Source organism: Agathobaculum sp. Marseille-P7918, assembly GCF_964248325.1.
GTDB lineage: Bacteria > Bacillota > Clostridia > Oscillospirales > Butyricicoccaceae > Agathobaculum.
The window spans coordinates 76,011-92,289 of the sequence record NZ_CAXTXI010000006.1; the positions used below are offsets into that span (position 1 = coordinate 76,011).

Genomic DNA, 16,279 nt, shown 5'->3' on the forward strand with positions numbered 1-16,279 from the left:
CGTCCTGCTCAGGTACAGCAGGTTCGATACCATCGCAAGACGCGCAGCCGTCACCGCTGACATTGAGGTACTACTATGCCTTACATACATTTTACTGACGAACAAAAATTCCGCGCCAATTCTGTTGATCTGGTGGAATTCCTGTATCGGCAGGGGGAAAAGCTGATTCCGTCAGGCCGTGAAAAACGGCTGGCCTCTGACCACAGCATCACGGTCCGCGGGAATGAATGGTTCGACCATGCCACAGAACAAGGTGGCCATGCGATATCATTCGTACAGCAATTCTACAATCTGAGCTACCCAGAGGCCGTCAAGAAGCTCCTTGATGGTGAATGCGGCGTAAACTATACTCTGGCTGATCCTGAGCCTGCGGATGTGCCAAAAGAATTCTCGCTTCCGCCGGCGAGTTCTACTATGCGACGTATGTATGCATACCTGCTTCAGCAACGATTGATAGCTTGGGATGTGATCAACGCCTTTGCGAAAAAAGGGCTGATCTACGAAAGCTGCGAAAAGTCAAAGGACCAGACAAAAGAATACCACAATGCTGTGTTCGTTGGATTTGATGAACATGGCGTTGCCCGTCACGCACACAAGAGAGGGATCTATACCCAAGGAAAAAGCTTCCGTGGAAATGTGGTTGGATGCGATCCACGATATAGCTTTCACTGGACAGGTAGCAGCAACAAGCTCTATGTATTCGAGGCTCCCATTGACATGATGGCGTTCATCACCCTTTATCCGGATGACTGGCAGAGCAACAGTTATGTAGCCTTATGCGGTACCGCTGAGCATGCCATGCTGTGGATGCTGGAGCAGAACCCGCAGCTTGAAAAAGTGATCCTTTGCCTGGATCATGATGCGCCAGGGATTGAGGCCACCGGCCGACTCACTGATATTCTTCATGAACACAGTTATTCGATGGTAGCTCCGCTCCAATCCGCCCACAAGGACTGGGACGAGGATCTGAAAGCGCAGTGTCGCATGGCTGCCCAGCCTGCAGAGGAGCATCCGCAGGCAGTTGTCAAAGGAGAAATCTGCAATCGCATCGGTGAAAAATGTACCAGCATACAGGCCGACCGTGTACCCCGGCAGATACTGGATCTTCTCCGGCAGTATCGAAGCCATCTCCAAGGCGGAAGAACCGAGCAGGCTATGGATATCATGGAGCAAATGTCTGCCAGCGCACTGTCTGTGGTGCTTCAAGAGTGTAAGCAACTGGGTTCGCTGGTCGCAGTAGATAAGGCAGCTCTTCTCCTTCAAGATCAAATCCTGCCCCACCAGAATAGAGGGGCCATTCATAATCGCACCGATAGGATTGCATCTGAAATACAAGGTGTGCTGAGCAAGGCGCAGGCAACAGGAGTCCGCAGCGTAGACCAGAAAAAAGATATTGCCCGTGCATGGCTTAATCTGGCCATATCCTGTGCGAAAATTCCGGTTAAGCATGCTGCCGATCAGCTTGTCATGGATCAGAAACAACAAGTTGAACGTGGGCAACGGATGTGAGGTAGCCTTATGGAAACAGAAGGGGGACAGATCACTAATCCGTCCCCCTTCTTCGGAACAAATTCCTTTTTCGGTTTCTATACCCCTCCCGCCCCCGTTTATCAGCGAGGCGGACAGTTTCCTTGCCGCAGTCTGGACAATGCTCTGGATTCTCTTGTGACTAAAATAAAAAGTAGCAATGATCACATGTATAAATCAATGTAATCACCTCATCTAAAAGTGAAAGGAGGAAACCTATTGTCTTCCATTATGATTTTGATCGCGGTCTCCGGAGCAATGTTCCTGGTGATCGGCGGTCTTGCTTTTGTTTCGAATTTTTATACCTTGGATGGAATCAAATCCCGAACAGTGGGCGATGGACAGCATGGTAGTGCCCGCTGGGCGACCAAGCAGGAAATCAAATCCACCTACGCACATATTCCCTTTGAGCCGGAACTGTGGCGACAGGGCAAAAATCTACCGACAAAGCAAGGGCTGATTGTTGGGTGCGAAGGCCCAAAGGGACATGTCACTGCACTGGTAGACACCGACGATATCCACGCGCTCGTCACGGCAGCCAGCGGTGCCGGTAAGACTGCTTTTTTTCTTTACCCCAATATCGAATATGCGCTTGCCACCGGTATGTCTTTTCTCTGCACAGACACCAAGGGCGATCTGTTCCGAAACTATGCTGGAATTGCGAAAGACAACTATGGCTTTCACACCTCGGTTATCGATTTACGAAACCCTCTGAAATCCGATGAGGATAATCTGCTTCATCTCATCAACAAGTACATGGATATCTACAAGACGGACCCCAGCAATCTGGCCGCAAAAGCCAAATCAGAAAAGTACGCTAAGATTCTTGCCAAAACGCTGATCAACACCAGCGGTGGTGACAGTGCCCAGTATGGTCAAAACGCCTTCTTTTATGACTCAGCAGAAGGACTGTTGACTGCCATGTTTCTGCTGGTGGCGGAGTATCTGCCCACTGAAGATGCGGACGGCAACCCAATTGAGCAGCGGCACATTGTGTCCGTCTTTAAATTGGTACAGGAGTTGCTGGCTCCCAGCCGTGTGAAAGGCAAGAATCAATTCCAGCTTCTGCTGGAGAAGCTTCCGGAAAATCACAAAGCCAAGTGGTTTGCCGGTTCCGCACTTAATACGGCGGAACAGGCTATGGCCTCTGTTATCTCCACTGTACTCTCCCGGCTGAACGCCTTCCTCGATTCTGAAATGGAACAGATCCTTTGCTTCGGAACTTCTATTGACGCGGAAGTTTTCTGTAATGAAAAATCTGCTATCTTCATTGTGCTTCCCGAGGAAGACCAGACCAAGTATTTCATGGTATCCCTGATTCTGCAGAACCTGTACCGGGAGATCCTCACCGTCGCAGATGAGAACGGTGGTCGACTGAAAAATCGTGTGGTTTTCTTTGCGGATGAGCTGGGTACCTGCCCGCCCATCCAGTCACTGGAGCTGATGTTCTCAGCATCCCGTTCCCGAGGCTTAATGCTTGTTCCCATCGTTCAGTCAATCACCGGCCAGCTTCAGAAAAACTATGGTCCCGAGGGTTCGCAAATTATTGTGGACAACTGCCAAGTGAACCTGTATGGAGGATTTGCTCCTGCCAGCAAGACTGCTGATGAGCTCTCCAAATCTCTCGGCAGCCGAACTGTAATGTCTGGTTCTATTAGCCGAGGGAAAAACGATCCCTCCCAGAGCCTTCAGATGATTGAACGCCCCCTTATGACCCCCGACGAACTCAAGTCAATGCGTAAAGGAAGTTTTATCGTAGCAAAGACAGGCGTCCATCCAATGAAGTCTCAACTCCGTCTGTTCCTGGATTGGGGTATCCGCTTCGGAACACCATATGAGATGCCGGAGAAGGCGCAGCGGCCAGTAGCCTATGCAGACAAGCAAACCTTAGAAGAAAATATCATCCGAAGCCAGTACGCCTCTCAGATTGAGGATGATGATCCGGGTTCCGACTCGATGGCTGGTGGAGTTACTCAAGGAATGCAGGCAGGGGCTGATCCCAAGCGCCCACGGCCGATGATTCGTACACAGTAAGGAGGTGCCTATGAGTTACTATAGCCTTATCTATTCTTCTGATCTGGAGCATCGCGCCAGGACAGTATACATGTACCTCAAGGATCGCGCCGATTTAGATGGCCGCTGCTGGCCGGCAATCAAAACGATTGCAGCAGATCTTGGATTGTCACGGTCAACGGTCAAGAGGGCTCTGGATGATCTAATCCGCGTCGGACTGCTCGAAAAAGAACCACGCTGGAGGGAGAATGGGAGTTACACATCCAATCTCTATCGGCTCACCTGATCAGAAAAAGAAAAGCAGACTCTTCCCACCAAGGGGAGAGTCTGCTCTTTTGATGAACTGAGGATAGGTTCATGGTGAACCACCCAGAAGGGAACACTCTATAATTTTATTTAATTCAGAAAAGAACAAATTCTATCACTACAACACTTAACAACATATACAGAATGTGAAATAAGCAAAGAATTGCTGTTATGAAACAGCGGCAGAATTTGTATGGTGACTGAACTCACATTTCCAGCAAAGGTTCCTTCATCAACCGCTCAATCATCAGTTTCTGGATATTCATTTCTTCGGTATGATCAAAGTATGAATTTTGGGGGTCGGCCCAAGAATCCAAATAGCCTTTGTATTTTTCTCCGTATCCCCGTTCCTGTAAGATGCTGTAAATGTTATCAACACCCTGCTGAAGCTCATCTGTTACCCCATGCGCCTCGGATAATACACGGTCAATTTCAGAATAAATATCCGATGCAGAAGGGTCGATGGTCCAGTTGGAAGGATCTTTTGCGGCAAATGCGGAAAATGTGTCTTCTCCCAACACGTTTTTTAGAGTGCGGTCAAGTCTATCGTTAGAAAAAAATTCGCTGTATCGGTTCTCGTTAATATGAGCGATCCCGTCTTGAAGGAACTGCTCTCTGTCCTTTTGGGCTTTCTCATAAGACGAAAGAACGCTTTCCATGGTCTGTCCTTCTGATAATGCAACCTTTCCATCCAGAATATCCTGATAGCCTTGGATGGTTTGATCCCATTCCTGCAACTGTTCCTTGAAGTCCGAAAGTTCTTGCTCATATCCTTCAGATATTGTCAAGTACATCTTGGTATTATGCAAATATAGTTCCAACACGCCGGTTGGCAGTTCTTCCAAAGGAGTGGCTTCATTGGTTTTTACATAGGTGTCTCTGCGAATTTGCGCAGACTTGGACAAATCTTCTAACCGCTCATCACTTGTTTGATTGGCCACAATCTGGTTTGAGACCTTTTGAAGTGCTGTTTGAGGTTTTTCGGCGGTCGATAAAATACCAGAGTTTGCAGCAAACAGATTGCGGTTTTGAAAAACGCCGTTGTTTTGAAAAACACCGTTGTTACTCAAAAAGGAAAACGCCGTATTTGATAGGTACATTATTCCATCCTCCCCACATGGCTGTACACACCCTGTTAATATGAATTTTAACTGCACAATAAATGTTTATGCTTTCATATCCATAGTCCCTTGCTTGTATTCCTCCAAAATACTGGTATCAAACTTTTGACCAATCTCCCAGCCGGGAATACGGGAACGGACAAAATCATAGAGACGATAGGCCTCATCCCTGTGCATTTGATTCAATGTCCAGCCAGCATTGGCGCGGTCTGAGACGGGGACTTGCTTATAATAGGACTTGATGAAATTTCCCAAGTCGTTGCCGTCAGGCCCAGACATCCCATAATACTTTTTCATGTGCTCCAAAGCTATATCCCGTACCGCCTGCTCTGCTTCTTTGGATACGGGGATGATGTGAAAGTCCGCTGCGGTCATGCCTGTAATATCCAGTCCGTCATCAGGCGCATTAGGATCTGATACCGCAGCACCGTTTGGATACTTTGGCTGTGTGACCCCACGCTGATACTGATCTGCGTTCATCAGCATACGCGCCATATCTGTGATGGTCATGCTGTTTCATCTCCTTTTACACATAAAACGGCTGGCAAAAGATAATGAACAAAAAGACACTTCTCTCAAATCATCTAATTGCCGACTGAATATATTTGATCAGAGCTGCCGTATCTCCAGCGATGCCCAAATAGGAGTCGGAAAGGTTATATTTTTTCCCAAACTGCTGCACAAGGGTGCGCATATCGGAGAGCTTTGCGTTGAAGTCCGCCATAAAAGCGTCCTTGCTGCTGCAATCCAGATTGGCAAACAGGTCGGAAATTTCAAGGCCGGTATGAACGGAATCATTTTCCTTCTGCGACCAACCGATTCCGCCGTAGCCACTGTTCATGCTATTGTTTAGCTTTTGAACATTTTGGATGCTTTTTTCATAAAGCCGCCCGATGCCATCTGCAAACATATCTCCTACCGCACCATAATCTTTGCCATAGTATTCAGCGATAGATTTTGCAAGCCCTTTCTGAGCGTATGCAAACGAGTCCATTTGACCCACGGAGGTTTGGTTCAAAACCCCCTCCAAGTCCTTACCCAGCGATTGCAGCTCAAATAACTGGCTTACGCCAATTTCCGAACCGCCAATGGTCAATTTCGTCTGGACACTGCTGAGATCGATCTCTTTGCCATCCTTGATCTGCTGGGCCAGCTCCAGCACTACATCTTCCATCTGATCCTGCATGGCGGCAACATCTTTCTCCGTGTAATTGCCATTGGTCAGAAAATCCAAGGTGTCACGGACAAAACCTTCATCTTGAATATCCCGAAAACGGAAGGTTTCATTTTCACCCAATGTACTGTACTTTTGGGCGGCCTCCTTTAGAAAATCCGTGGTGTGATAAAAGAAACCATGGGTGGCGGCCCCTTCGGCAGCACTCCGGTTAGCCTCATCGGGAAATGTGATAAACTGGCCGTCTGCTCCGATCCGGGATTCCACTTTAATTCCGCCCCACAGGTTTCTGACAATCGTTTTCCCATCTTCATCCACTTGTGGTTCGTCAGAAAACATACCTTCAGGATATTCAGGGGTAATATCACGGATATTGCTGTCACTAAAATCTACGGTATCGAAAGAGGGTGGGGAAAGACGCGCTTGCTCGCCGGTAGTTGCCTGTGTATTTCCTTGACCGGATTGGGTGCTTCCTTGTTTATATACAGTCCACCCGCTGTTGACCAGTTCAGACGAAAGCTGACCGTTTATATTTGGTACTTGCCATGACATAATATAATGCAACCCCTTTCACGAATTATATGGTACTACTCTACCAATATTATCGACCCATTTGCTAAAAACTTAAGTTATCCCTCATAGTTGACATCGAGTGAATTTGGATCAATAATCCAAATCGTCCTACCTTGCGACCTCGCATATTGTACTGTGGAGCCGGTTCCGCTTGGCGTCCCGTCCCAAACAGCCAGCAACACATCAGACTGGTCTACCATATAGCGATTCCGCTTTTGCATACAATCTGGTGTGTATTGTGTTTGAAGCATGGTTTCTTTGTCGCATTGCTCTGCGATCTTGAAATACCGATCTCTCAACGACTCAGACCATTTGGCAGCTTGTGTCTCGCAGGGAATCGCGCTCTCCAGTGTGATGTGTGGATACTTGGCCTTCAGATCAAGAACAATTTCGGCGGCATACATATCAACGCCGATAGCCATCCCGGAAATGAAGTGTGTAACATTGTGCTGTTCGATTAGCTGAATAATGAGTTTTCGGAGTTGTTTTTTAAGTGCGATACATCGCTTGTCGGACTCGTTGAAGCGGAATGGTAGATTCTGTGGCCTATGGCCTGTAAAGGCACATGTACGCCCACCTGGGCAGAAAGTGGATGGTTTCGTTACACCAAGTAGTTCAACAAGTTTTTTAATCATGCCGCACGCCTCCTATGTATTAACAATCTATTCTATAACGCTAATACATAGTATAGCATACATCGAAAGAATTATGTCGAAAAAAGTCGATGGGCTACAAGATTCCCTTGCAGCCCACAAAATCAATCATTTTAACTTTTTCTTCGCTTGCTGAATCATCAGTTCTACGATCTCTAAGATGCGTTGTTGTTCCTCCGGGGGAAGTTGCTTCAACTCCTCTGAAAGTTGGCTACTCCGGTATTCATTGGAGTTTGTAATGACATCGCAAAAAATTGCATCTGCGGATACTTCAAGTCCGTTGATAATGGCGATCAACTTTTCACAACGAGGAAAAGAAGCGCCTCTTTCAACGGTGGAAATATAATTTGTTGTCAAGCCCAGCCGCTCTGCAAACTGGTCTTGCGTCAGGCCCAATCTTTCACGACATTGTTTGATCCGCTCACCTATGCGTTTATCGATCATATGGTCTCCACCGCTCCTTTCTATGTCGTTAAGACATAGTATACGGAGCAGCGAGAGACACATACAGAAACGCTAATGCACTATCACTGTATTAGCGTTTGAGATTGCAAGAAAATTAACCTAAGAATCATTTCGTTATCTTGCTTTATCGAATCCCAATCTCAGTCCCAACTGTTAAATATGATTTCTCCGACTGTTTGCGGCCTCCAATAGCGGATCTGCTCCAGTTCTTCTGGACTAAGTTCTCCGCACAGGCTGTACCAGCTCTGATTCAGCTCGGCAAGGCTCAAGAAATGCACTGACCCTGTCGGAAACCGGAACCACTCTGGCTGACTGGTCAGAACAAATCCGCCGGAATCGTCCTGCCCCGCAAAGGCCGCATAGGGATAGTGGATGTTCTGCACAATAAAAACGGCATCGTCATATCTGCTGAGTTTGGCAGAATAGAAGTTTCTTGGGTATGTATTTGTGTCCAATTCTGTCACAGTCCCGCCATTTTCCAGGGCAATGGAGTAGCACATCTGACAGAACGCTTTTTCGTCTAAAAACGGCGGCGCTGTGTTCCCGTTCCAAAATCCTGTAATTCCTCTTGGAAGTATCATTTCATCGTCCTTTACTCGCAGTTGTGTTCTTGAACATTCTTCAAACAAGCCTTTTTGTGATGGCCTCATCCACCGGTTCCAATTCCTTCTCCAGCACACATTGCAGATCCCACAGCATTTTGTGTTCTTCTTCGCCCTCAACCGTCAGTTTCCCTGTAGACTCCCAGCGGCAAAGGAGTCTGTAAAGGGTGAGGGCTTTGTGTTCGCTTAATTCAATCTTCATCTTTCTATCTCCATCAGCGCAGTAGGTCATCAATATAGTCACCATTAAGGTCAAAAATTGCGGTATAAATTGCCATAAAATTACCCTCATTATCATTGATGTCCATACTGAAAGCAATGCAGAGCAAGGGCGTGTCATACATATAGTTTTTCTCAAATGCGGCAATTTTCCGTTCAAACTGATAGGTTTCCGCCACAGTCCGGTAATCTGCCCGCATTCCTCTCTGAAAATCCTTCGGATCATCATCGTACCAATTTTTCAGGTACTCCATCATGCACTGCGTGGTTTTCTCAAATATCTCATACTTTTCAAGGTAATCATCAAACGGCATCCCGTTCAGCAACATCTCACTCATGGCATACGATCCTCCTTCCAAGTGTTCAATCGCCAATACCCATCAACCCACTGGAAAATCCACCAGAAGCAGTACGATCTGCCCATTATAATACACCGGCTTACCCAGATACTGCCCCGACTTTGTGTATACCGGCTCATAGACCTTGCCTTCCAGGCGGTGAATTAGGACAAAGCGGTTTTTGTCAATGGCATGGCCGCTACGGAACAACTCCTCCGCCTCATATAAATCGTTGCTGGCATAATCAGCACCCCAGTACCATTCGCTGCTGCCCTGCAATGGCTCAAGATTTATGATCCCATTTGTGATGATGCGTTTCATACCATATTCTCCCTGGTTACAGCTTTTCCAATCAAGTTTTGCTTCTACCATTCGGTGCTGAAATTATAGCATGGAGAGACGAGCAAACCCATGAATAATCTCTTAATTTTTCTTTAGGCTTGTTTGCTGACAAAAATCAAAGGACTTACCCCTCTGGCCTACATGATTGTTGAAGTGTATAACCAATCGTTTTGTTCGCTTTCTCTGAATATCTGCTGGTAAATAAAACAGGAGCAAGGCATCCTTGCTCCTGTTAGGCAGTATAACGAAGAAGTATATTTTTTGTTCTACCACTACTCAACTTGGACAGAAACATTATTGCAACTATGCCCGAATATCCACGGTGGCTGCGTCGGCAGATGCTTGTCCTTGGGCGGCAGCTTTCATCTCCGCCCTCGCAGCATCATAGGCTTCTTCATAAAGTGCGTTCATTTCGCTGTGAAATTTTTGTTCTGCCTTTGTGGGAAATTCCATCACGTCGCCATCGGAATCACAACCCATGATTTTCTCCCCGTTGCAGTTATAAAACACAGCAGTACCACTATAAAAATCGACATTTGCTCGGAAACCCATCAAGGAAAAGGTCTGGAACCGATTTGTAATATGGGACAGATTAGAAAGAATATTGTTCAGCCCCATCAAAAGTTTAGAGCGGTCTGGAGAGATGTACTGCTTTTTATAGGCGTTCATATAGGCAATATATTCATCACCTTTATACACGCCCTTTTGCGCACCTTCTTTTGCCATTTCTCTAATCTTCTTAACAAATTCATCCGGTAACGATGTGTTGTTCTCAAATTCCTCAGTAGCCGAAGTGTCATCCACAGCCTTTTTGCCGCTGATTTCCACGGTATCCTCGCTGCTGGACTGCGCGTTGGCTGCCTGCGACATACCTTTTGCCACAGTATTGCGGAGGTTGGGGGTGTAATGTGAACCAGAAATGAAAGTCGAAGAAATATTCATCTTCTATGCCTCCTTTCCAACCGTCTTTTTCACTGATTTTTGAACTTCCAATCTGCCAATTTGCGTTTGTTATCTCGCACAATATCAAGAGATAGATTCTGCATTAAACCATAAAATCCATACTGCGGGCAACAGTCGGGAAACGGTCAAAATACCGCTTCGGATAGAGCTGCAAGTTGGACAGGAATTGATTGAGCAAGCTGGCCTTGTCCGTATCTTTATCAGAGAAGGACAGCAAATCCGCAACATTCCGAAGATCCTCTTTGCTATTGTTGAACACAAGATCTGTGCTGAGCCGATGCTCTATGCCATCTTCGTCTGTGTAGGAAACCCATGTTTGTGCTTTTAAGGGATCTTTGGGATCAAACTCATCGGTAGTGTAATCCGTGACTGTTTTGTTGCCATCCGCATCCTCCACGGTAAGCGAATTCATTCGGATGGTGGTACTATAAGCGTCTCCGCCCTTTTCATAAAACCACTTGAAATTTTCCGGGGGCGCAACATCGGGGTCAATGATATAGTGATAATCGGATGCAACAAACGGATCACCGCTTAAAGCCGTGTTAAAATTGTATAGATTGGTTTTGCCCTGTGCCATGTAGTCGGGAACCTCAAAAGTGGAGCCATACTCCTGCGACACATTCTGAGCACCTTCCGTAATAGCAGAGATTGCCGATTCACTGGCATAATAATAGTCGGAATTGTAATAGGCCCAGTTGCGCTGCACATTCATGTCCCCAGTGATATACTGTTTCCCCTCGGCGTTGTTACGCTCAACGGCAGCCGACAAAATCTTTTCCCGAAACGCATTGTAAAAATTAGTTGCGATTTCTTTCTGCGACGCGGTCAGAGGTCCCGTCGGATTTTCCATGGAGCCAAAAAGCTCTTTTTTCAGCAGTTTTTCATACTCGGTCTGCAACTCTGATTCTGACATGGTTCCATCAAAGAACTGATCGATGCAATCATCCATAGGGCTGGTCTGCGTTGCTTGATCCCCCTCCAGATAAGCTCTTGCAGTCTCTCCCAATTCTGAGGAGGTGTATGTGGATTTTACTGAAACAAAGGAATCCACATCAACCGTGTCTTTGGGAACTGTCGTCAGATCTTTGGTAATGCACGGAAAGCTGCCATAATTGTTTTTCAACTGCGGATAGTTGGATATGTTGATACCATTCATTGAGCGTTCTCTCCTTATCCTCTTAATTAGATTAAGCGTAAGTCTTCTTGGTGTTAAACTATCTTTGCGTAGGCATAAAAGATAATTTTATTCCCCCTTTTAATGGTAATGAAAGGCAATACGATATAGGAAAATTTAGATTATATGCACTGGGCGATATGTAGTTAAAGTTTGCAGAAAACCACACATTTACACTGAATATATCGGCTAAACTGCTAAAAAAATAATAGGCAACTCACACTTTGAGCTGCCAAATTTATTGTTTATTGTCGCGCTGTGTGGCAGGGTTTAATGCGGATAAGGAGAAAAAAATTGATTATGTTGGAACATAGCCTGTTTTTGTCTCCTTTTTATTCGCCGAACAAGGTCTAAAGAAATATCAAGAGTATTCATGGGCTTTCTCAATTTTCTGTGATATCAAGGAATGTTTAAAGTTCTCACCACTCCCGGCCCCGACCGGCCGATTTACCGCCGCATGCTTCGCAAAAACATGGTGAGAATTTAGGTCATCGTATAGCCCAGGCCCCTAAAATGCGGCCTGGGCTATACTGTTTTTGGATAAATTATTCGATTCTATTGTTCATAACTTAGAATACAAAATAATCTTTCTATCTTTTTGCTTTGCATATCTCAGTGTCGTGGCAGCTCCGCCCCAATCGTGAAGAACATAGGCCACCACTACATCAGCGGCCTCCACCATCCAGCGATTCCTATGAGAGATGGCAAACCGATGCGGTACAGTTTCCAACGGCGGATATACTGTACTGTCATAGCCGGAAGTACCACGCCCAGTATTGAGATAGGCCAGGACAAGAACCAGTTCGATGTTCCGATAGCGTTTCTTTTGCTCTCGTAGAACTGATGCTGCCAAACTGTCAAAGGCACCGTAGCCACCAAGATAAAAGGTAGTCGCCCCTTGCTCAATTAGGCTTTGTGTTATATGGAATAGCCATTTCTCTATTTCTTCACTCTGCCAGATCTGTGCATGGCCACAAAAGGTCACATTCATCAATAACACCCCCAGCTCCATAATACTGCAAATGGTGGTGTTAGTACAGGCACAGGGACTAATTTTCACGCACCTGCCCATATAATAGCTTTAGTACAGGGACAGGGACGGTGAGTGAGATTGAAACTAAATCAGGCAGTGAGCAAGCGTCTCTCCGAATTGCTGGACGAAAGAAACATGACACAGTATCAGCTGTACATGAAAAGCGGCGTGCCAAAATCCACCATAGGCAATATCATCAACTGCTCCTACGATTCTGTAAAACTGCGGATTATTCATGAGATGTGCCAGGGTCTGGAGATCGGCATAGATACATTTTTTGCATCTCCGCTTTTCAAAGAAGATAATCTGGAACCTTAAGCCTTCGACGAGTTTTCGCCGGAGGTTTTATTATTTTAATGATGTTTAACATACATAGAGCAGGATATATAAAAATTCATCAATTCTGGAGCGACTTCGACAAGGTTCGTCTCATTTTTATTTTAGAGGTATGATAGAGTAAATCCATGCATCGCACATAAATTACGGCATAGCAGTTGCTGATTCGACATCCTGCCTAACATGATGCCTGGTCTAAGTGTATAGGCAGGAATGACCCCAGTACAGGGACAGGGAATGAAAAGGCGCCGATGCACAAATTGCATCGGTGCCTTTTCTACTTCTGGTGAATAAACCTTCTCATCACAGCGAACAGAGCCTATGTTATACCGGCCGATGTATTCTGACGGAAAGAGAGGTACTATATTTGATCACTATGCGCCGCCTTCAGGTGCGCTCATTTGCATTTGAATTGTTACACATTTGCACTTGATTCCACGATTGCTCAAAATATAAGTCATTTGCTTCCTGACAGATGCAGAGTTTTGCGCTTGGTAAAAGTATAATTATATGCATAGGGGCGGCAGGTGATACATATGAGCAAAGAAATAGAATTCAAAAATCGAGATAGGTTTGTCCAGTTGGGGATTGCTATCTCTGCGTTGAGAAAGATGCGAGGACTTTCACAAGAGCAGCTTGCCGAAAAAGCGAATGTCAGCCGTTCCCACATCAGTTCAATCGAAGCCCCTGGAATTGCTCGCCCGTTTTCCTTGGAAGTTTTCTTTAACATTGCTGACGCTTTGGAAATCGAACCTGCCGATCTGATCCGTGCTTCCGTTTTTCCAGACAAGATTATAAACAGCAGAAAGGGCTGACATCCGAGTTTAATCGAAAATAATCTGCCAAGTCATTGGCAGTGAGAATGAACAGCGCAAAACTGCTCCTACACAGTGGTTTTGCGCTGTTATTTTATTTGTAAGGAGAGATATGTATGGGAGGATTTTTGAGAAATTTATTCCAAAAAACCGAAAAAATCACGGAACCATTACAGTCACAGGGAAAAAAGGAGCGCCCGCCCAATGACGATGATGGGTATTTGCACTACTGTACCGAATTGGAGCAGGCACTTAGAGACTTGGAAACATATCTGCTCACCTGCGACGATCCCAAAGAGATTGCCATGCAGACCTTGAGGACTGCGTGTACATTTTATGGAGGCGACTGGGCAGGAACACTTGAGGTGGATCTGGACTTTGATGTTTGGGCTCCTGCCTGGTGGTATAATCCGGGTATTCAGGATCGAACAACCCAGCTTATTCTTGAATTTGAATCTCTGCATTTTATGCCTCGCTGGATCAATGCCTTGCACCAATGCAAAAACATCGTGATTTCAGATGTGAATACCGTAAAAGCAGAAAACCCAGATGAATATGCAGTTTATGAAAGACTGTTCGTTCAATCGATAATTGCCGTTCCGTTCATACCAAGCCCTATGGGCTTTCTTGTGATTCGAAACCCCTCTCGCTATATTGATCGGTCCAGTATGCTTAGTGCGCTTGCCTATGTATTGCACCGAGCTATGGTACAGCAAAAAGCAATTGAGAGCGCAAAACTGGCATCAGCACCTGATTTAGTACAGAGCAGCAAAGATATTGCTATCAATTTTTTCGGTGACATGGAGATCTGCACCAAAAAAGGAATCCTGAGTGAGCGGTTCTTTAACTCGCCCAAAAGCAGCCGGGTTATTACCTACATTATCCTCAACCCCCAAACGGCACATCCTCCATTGGAGATATATCACGCTCTTTGGCCTGATGAGTGTGTTGAACCGGAGGTGGCCGGCAGAAATATACGCGGCTATGTTTATCGTTTCCGGCAGGCATTTTCTCTTATATGTGATTACCCACTCATTGAATCAACGCCCAATGGATATCGACTGAATCCAAATCTGAATATTATCACCGATGTACGGCAGTTTGACCGTCTTGTTGACGCAGCAAGGCGATCATCTTCTGAGGTGCAGAAAATAAATCTCATGAAAAAAGCCGTAAGATTATATCGAGGGCCAATATTCCGCGGCGCACAGGATGAGCACTGGATCATCAGCCAGGTTAATCTATACCGCCTGCGGTATGTGTCCTTGGTTAATGACCTCCTGCGTGCTCTGGCCGAAACGCAGGACTATACCTGTGTCCAGCATTATGCGCTGAATGCCATAGACCTCATGCCAGGAAATCTGAAAGCACACTATTGGCTGGTTGCTTCCACCTATCATCTCGGTTCTATTGCACTGGCCAAGAACGAGTTGCTTCGCGCCAAAGAGATTCTTACTTGCGAAGAATACAGCATATTGGAGGATTATCTCAGAAAGAGTGAAGATGTCTCCTGGGAGAAGCTGAGCAAATAGTAGTTTCACAGCATATAACGCCATAAATGACTCAATTTTCGGAGAGGAAGTCTTTGTTTAACGCACTATGTGACGCAAACGCATTTAATATACTTAAATATAACATCCTATGTGACGGCCATACAACGGGCCAAATGACCCCCGTGATTTAGATTGATCGAGCAAGAGCTCGATATCTGAATTACGGGGGTTGTTACTTTGAGAACAAGACTTTCTCCGATGGGGGTGCTTTTGCATTTACTTGCATAAGCACCCCTCCTTTTTTTACCCGTAAGTACATCTACCGCTGCCGTGGCCCTCCGCCCTGAAATTTGTCTCACATTCAAATTTCAGAAAACGGAGGAATTCACTATGCGCTTTAATAGAGACGACTATGGTTCACGGATCAGGAGCTTGCGGAAAAATCGTGGGCTTACGCAGGAGCAGCTGGCAGAGAAGATGAATGTCAGCACTCCCTACATAGCAAAAATCGAAAATGGGAAACAAACCGGCCCAGTCGAACTGGCTGTAGAATTCGCAGAATTCTTTGAGGTTTCTCTGGATTATCTCCTGGTGGGAAAAGGAGATTTTGCAGAGGAACAGAAGCGCGGACTGCGGATGGCCATCTCTCTTCTGTCCGAATTGGAGGCATCCCTCTAAAAACTTTCCATTTTGGGTCGGTAAACTTTCCATTCTGTTTCTGTTGGAAGAATTGGCACGGAGTTACAATCTTTGTGAGATCAAAACATCTCATGGAACCTTGAAAAACACCGCCCCATCGGCGGTCATATCCGGTAACTTGAATACGTTAGCTGACAGAACGAGCGTCAGGCCGAGTGCGCGAAGACCACCTGTGCGGAGCATTCCGCATCAAAGGACGGCCATATAAGGTGCAGAGCGATACCCACTCAGGCCAGGACAGCCTTGGCAAGCTGTTTCGCCACAACACTGTCAGCCTATAATGATACTTCTGTTTACGCAGCTCGGAGAGATCCTCGGAGGGGTGAGAGTCCCATGATGTGCGCCAGCACAGTTCAAGTTGCCGCCCTGCCTGGGGAAGTAGTGTCGAATACAGGCAAATAAAGCTATTGTCAAAGAACAGAAGGTCGCTCCA

19 protein-coding genes are annotated in these 16,279 nt (G+C 46.0%); 7 read left to right on the forward strand and 12 right to left on the reverse strand.

Annotated features, from left to right (window positions below):
- The first annotated feature begins 75 nt into the window (after positions 1–75).
- The 3 genes from ACESSO_RS09840 to ACESSO_RS09850 all read left to right on the forward strand — a co-directional run bounded on the left by ACESSO_RS09840 (position 76) and on the right by ACESSO_RS09850 (position 3,826).
- Positions 76–1,509, forward strand: a complete 1,434-nt coding sequence (locus ACESSO_RS09840) for a DUF3991 domain-containing protein (RefSeq protein WP_071429110.1) — start codon at positions 76–78, stop codon at positions 1,507–1,509.
- Positions 1,510–1,758: 249 nt separating this feature from the next.
- A complete protein-coding gene (locus tag ACESSO_RS09845; protein ID WP_373165100.1) occupies positions 1,759–3,561 on the forward strand; it encodes a type IV secretory system conjugative DNA transfer family protein in 1,803 nt (600 codons plus the stop codon).
- Positions 3,562–3,571: 10 nt separating this feature from the next.
- Positions 3,572–3,826: a helix-turn-helix domain-containing protein gene (locus ACESSO_RS09850; RefSeq protein ID WP_071429111.1), complete on the forward strand. Its 255-nt coding sequence runs from the start codon at positions 3,572–3,574 to the stop codon at positions 3,824–3,826.
- A gap of 226 nt (positions 3,827–4,052) precedes the next feature.
- Here ACESSO_RS09850 and ACESSO_RS09855 read toward each other — a convergent pair whose 3' ends face one another.
- From ACESSO_RS09855 to ACESSO_RS09910, 12 genes are all read right to left on the reverse strand, one after another.
- Positions 4,053–4,946 (reverse strand): hypothetical protein, encoded by an 894-nt coding sequence (locus ACESSO_RS09855; protein ID WP_071429112.1) that lies wholly within the window; start codon positions 4,944–4,946, stop codon positions 4,053–4,055.
- A 66-nt stretch (positions 4,947–5,012) separates the two neighbouring features.
- The gene (locus ACESSO_RS09860; RefSeq protein WP_071429113.1) at positions 5,013–5,477 is read right to left on the reverse strand and encodes a DUF3879 family protein; all 465 of its coding nucleotides are present in this window, start codon (positions 5,475–5,477) and stop codon (positions 5,013–5,015) included.
- A gap of 70 nt (positions 5,478–5,547) precedes the next feature.
- The gene (locus ACESSO_RS09865) at positions 5,548–6,693 is read right to left on the reverse strand and encodes a hypothetical protein (RefSeq protein ID WP_071429114.1); all 1,146 of its coding nucleotides are present in this window, start codon (positions 6,691–6,693) and stop codon (positions 5,548–5,550) included.
- Positions 6,694–6,770: 77 nt separating this feature from the next.
- Positions 6,771–7,349 (reverse strand): SLOG family protein, encoded by a 579-nt coding sequence (locus ACESSO_RS09870; RefSeq protein ID WP_373164964.1) that lies wholly within the window; start codon positions 7,347–7,349, stop codon positions 6,771–6,773.
- 126 nt (positions 7,350–7,475) lie between these two features.
- The gene (locus ACESSO_RS09875; RefSeq protein WP_373164966.1) at positions 7,476–7,811 is read right to left on the reverse strand and encodes a helix-turn-helix domain-containing protein; all 336 of its coding nucleotides are present in this window, start codon (positions 7,809–7,811) and stop codon (positions 7,476–7,478) included.
- A 161-nt stretch (positions 7,812–7,972) separates the two neighbouring features.
- Positions 7,973–8,461 (reverse strand): hypothetical protein, encoded by a 489-nt coding sequence (locus tag ACESSO_RS09880; protein ID WP_373164968.1) that lies wholly within the window; start codon positions 8,459–8,461, stop codon positions 7,973–7,975.
- On the reverse strand, positions 8,454–8,636 hold the full coding sequence (locus ACESSO_RS09885) for a hypothetical protein (RefSeq protein WP_373164970.1): 183 nt from the start codon (positions 8,634–8,636) through the stop codon (positions 8,454–8,456). Before ACESSO_RS09885 ends, ACESSO_RS09880 begins: the two co-directional genes overlap by 8 nt.
- A gap of 13 nt (positions 8,637–8,649) precedes the next feature.
- Positions 8,650–8,991 (reverse strand): hypothetical protein, encoded by a 342-nt coding sequence (locus ACESSO_RS09890; protein ID WP_373164972.1) that lies wholly within the window; start codon positions 8,989–8,991, stop codon positions 8,650–8,652.
- A 42-nt stretch (positions 8,992–9,033) separates the two neighbouring features.
- Positions 9,034–9,312, reverse strand: coding sequence for a hypothetical protein (locus tag ACESSO_RS09895; RefSeq protein WP_373164974.1), 279 nt, complete (start codon positions 9,310–9,312; stop codon positions 9,034–9,036).
- Positions 9,313–9,636: 324 nt separating this feature from the next.
- Positions 9,637–10,275: a hypothetical protein gene (locus ACESSO_RS09900; RefSeq protein ID WP_373164976.1), complete on the reverse strand. Its 639-nt coding sequence runs from the start codon at positions 10,273–10,275 to the stop codon at positions 9,637–9,639.
- Positions 10,276–10,378: 103 nt separating this feature from the next.
- Complete coding sequence (locus ACESSO_RS09905; protein WP_373164978.1) at positions 10,379–11,452, reverse strand: hypothetical protein; 1,074 nt, start codon at positions 11,450–11,452, stop codon at positions 10,379–10,381.
- A gap of 580 nt (positions 11,453–12,032) precedes the next feature.
- The gene (locus tag ACESSO_RS09910) at positions 12,033–12,461 is read right to left on the reverse strand and encodes a hypothetical protein (protein ID WP_373164980.1); all 429 of its coding nucleotides are present in this window, start codon (positions 12,459–12,461) and stop codon (positions 12,033–12,035) included.
- A gap of 114 nt (positions 12,462–12,575) precedes the next feature.
- Here ACESSO_RS09910 and ACESSO_RS09915 point away from each other — a divergent pair, with 114 nt between their 5' ends.
- The 4 genes from ACESSO_RS09915 (at position 12,576) to ACESSO_RS09930 (ending at position 15,825) form a co-directional block, all read left to right on the forward strand.
- A complete protein-coding gene (locus ACESSO_RS09915; RefSeq protein WP_373164982.1) occupies positions 12,576–12,821 on the forward strand; it encodes a helix-turn-helix domain-containing protein in 246 nt (81 codons plus the stop codon).
- Positions 12,822–13,375: 554 nt separating this feature from the next.
- On the forward strand, positions 13,376–13,654 hold the full coding sequence (locus ACESSO_RS09920; protein ID WP_071429126.1) for a helix-turn-helix domain-containing protein: 279 nt from the start codon (positions 13,376–13,378) through the stop codon (positions 13,652–13,654).
- Positions 13,655–13,770: 116 nt separating this feature from the next.
- Entirely contained in the window at positions 13,771–15,186 is a 1,416-nt protein-coding gene (locus ACESSO_RS09925; RefSeq protein ID WP_071429127.1) for a BTAD domain-containing putative transcriptional regulator, read from the forward strand.
- Positions 15,187–15,537: 351 nt separating this feature from the next.
- Positions 15,538–15,825, forward strand: a complete 288-nt coding sequence (locus ACESSO_RS09930; RefSeq protein WP_373164984.1) for a helix-turn-helix domain-containing protein — start codon at positions 15,538–15,540, stop codon at positions 15,823–15,825.
- Positions 15,826–16,279: the final 454 nt, after the last annotated feature.

Excerpts from the sequence above, each read along its gene's own strand:
- ACESSO_RS09895 (WP_373164974.1), bottom strand. The coding sequence starts at position 9,312 with ATGAAACGCATCATCACAAATGGGATCATAAATCTTGAGCCATTGCAG.
- ACESSO_RS09925 (WP_071429127.1), top strand. The coding sequence starts at position 13,771 with ATGGGAGGATTTTTGAGAAATTTATTCCAAAAAACCGAAAAAATCACG.
- ACESSO_RS09930 (WP_373164984.1), top strand. The coding sequence starts at position 15,538 with ATGCGCTTTAATAGAGACGACTATGGTTCACGGATCAGGAGCTTGCGG.
- ACESSO_RS09865 (WP_071429114.1), bottom strand. The coding sequence starts at position 6,693 with ATGTCATGGCAAGTACCAAATATAAACGGTCAGCTTTCGTCTGAACTG.
- ACESSO_RS09860 (WP_071429113.1), bottom strand. The coding sequence starts at position 5,477 with ATGACCATCACAGATATGGCGCGTATGCTGATGAACGCAGATCAGTAT.
- ACESSO_RS09855 (WP_071429112.1), bottom strand. The coding sequence starts at position 4,946 with ATGTACCTATCAAATACGGCGTTTTCCTTTTTGAGTAACAACGGTGTT.
- ACESSO_RS09870 (WP_373164964.1), bottom strand. The coding sequence starts at position 7,349 with ATGATTAAAAAACTTGTTGAACTACTTGGTGTAACGAAACCATCCACT.
- ACESSO_RS09900 (WP_373164976.1), bottom strand. The coding sequence starts at position 10,275 with ATGAATATTTCTTCGACTTTCATTTCTGGTTCACATTACACCCCCAAC.
- ACESSO_RS09890 (WP_373164972.1), bottom strand. The coding sequence starts at position 8,991 with ATGAGTGAGATGTTGCTGAACGGGATGCCGTTTGATGATTACCTTGAA.
- ACESSO_RS09910 (WP_373164980.1), bottom strand. The coding sequence starts at position 12,461 with ATGAATGTGACCTTTTGTGGCCATGCACAGATCTGGCAGAGTGAAGAA.
- ACESSO_RS09875 (WP_373164966.1), bottom strand. The coding sequence starts at position 7,811 with ATGATCGATAAACGCATAGGTGAGCGGATCAAACAATGTCGTGAAAGA.
- ACESSO_RS09905 (WP_373164978.1), bottom strand. The coding sequence starts at position 11,452 with ATGAATGGTATCAACATATCCAACTATCCGCAGTTGAAAAACAATTAT.
- ACESSO_RS09845 (WP_373165100.1), top strand. The coding sequence starts at position 1,759 with ATGATTTTGATCGCGGTCTCCGGAGCAATGTTCCTGGTGATCGGCGGT.
- ACESSO_RS09885 (WP_373164970.1), bottom strand. The coding sequence starts at position 8,636 with ATGAAGATTGAATTAAGCGAACACAAAGCCCTCACCCTTTACAGACTC.
- ACESSO_RS09840 (WP_071429110.1), top strand. The coding sequence starts at position 76 with ATGCCTTACATACATTTTACTGACGAACAAAAATTCCGCGCCAATTCT.
- ACESSO_RS09920 (WP_071429126.1), top strand. The coding sequence starts at position 13,376 with ATGAGCAAAGAAATAGAATTCAAAAATCGAGATAGGTTTGTCCAGTTG.
- ACESSO_RS09850 (WP_071429111.1), top strand. The coding sequence starts at position 3,572 with ATGAGTTACTATAGCCTTATCTATTCTTCTGATCTGGAGCATCGCGCC.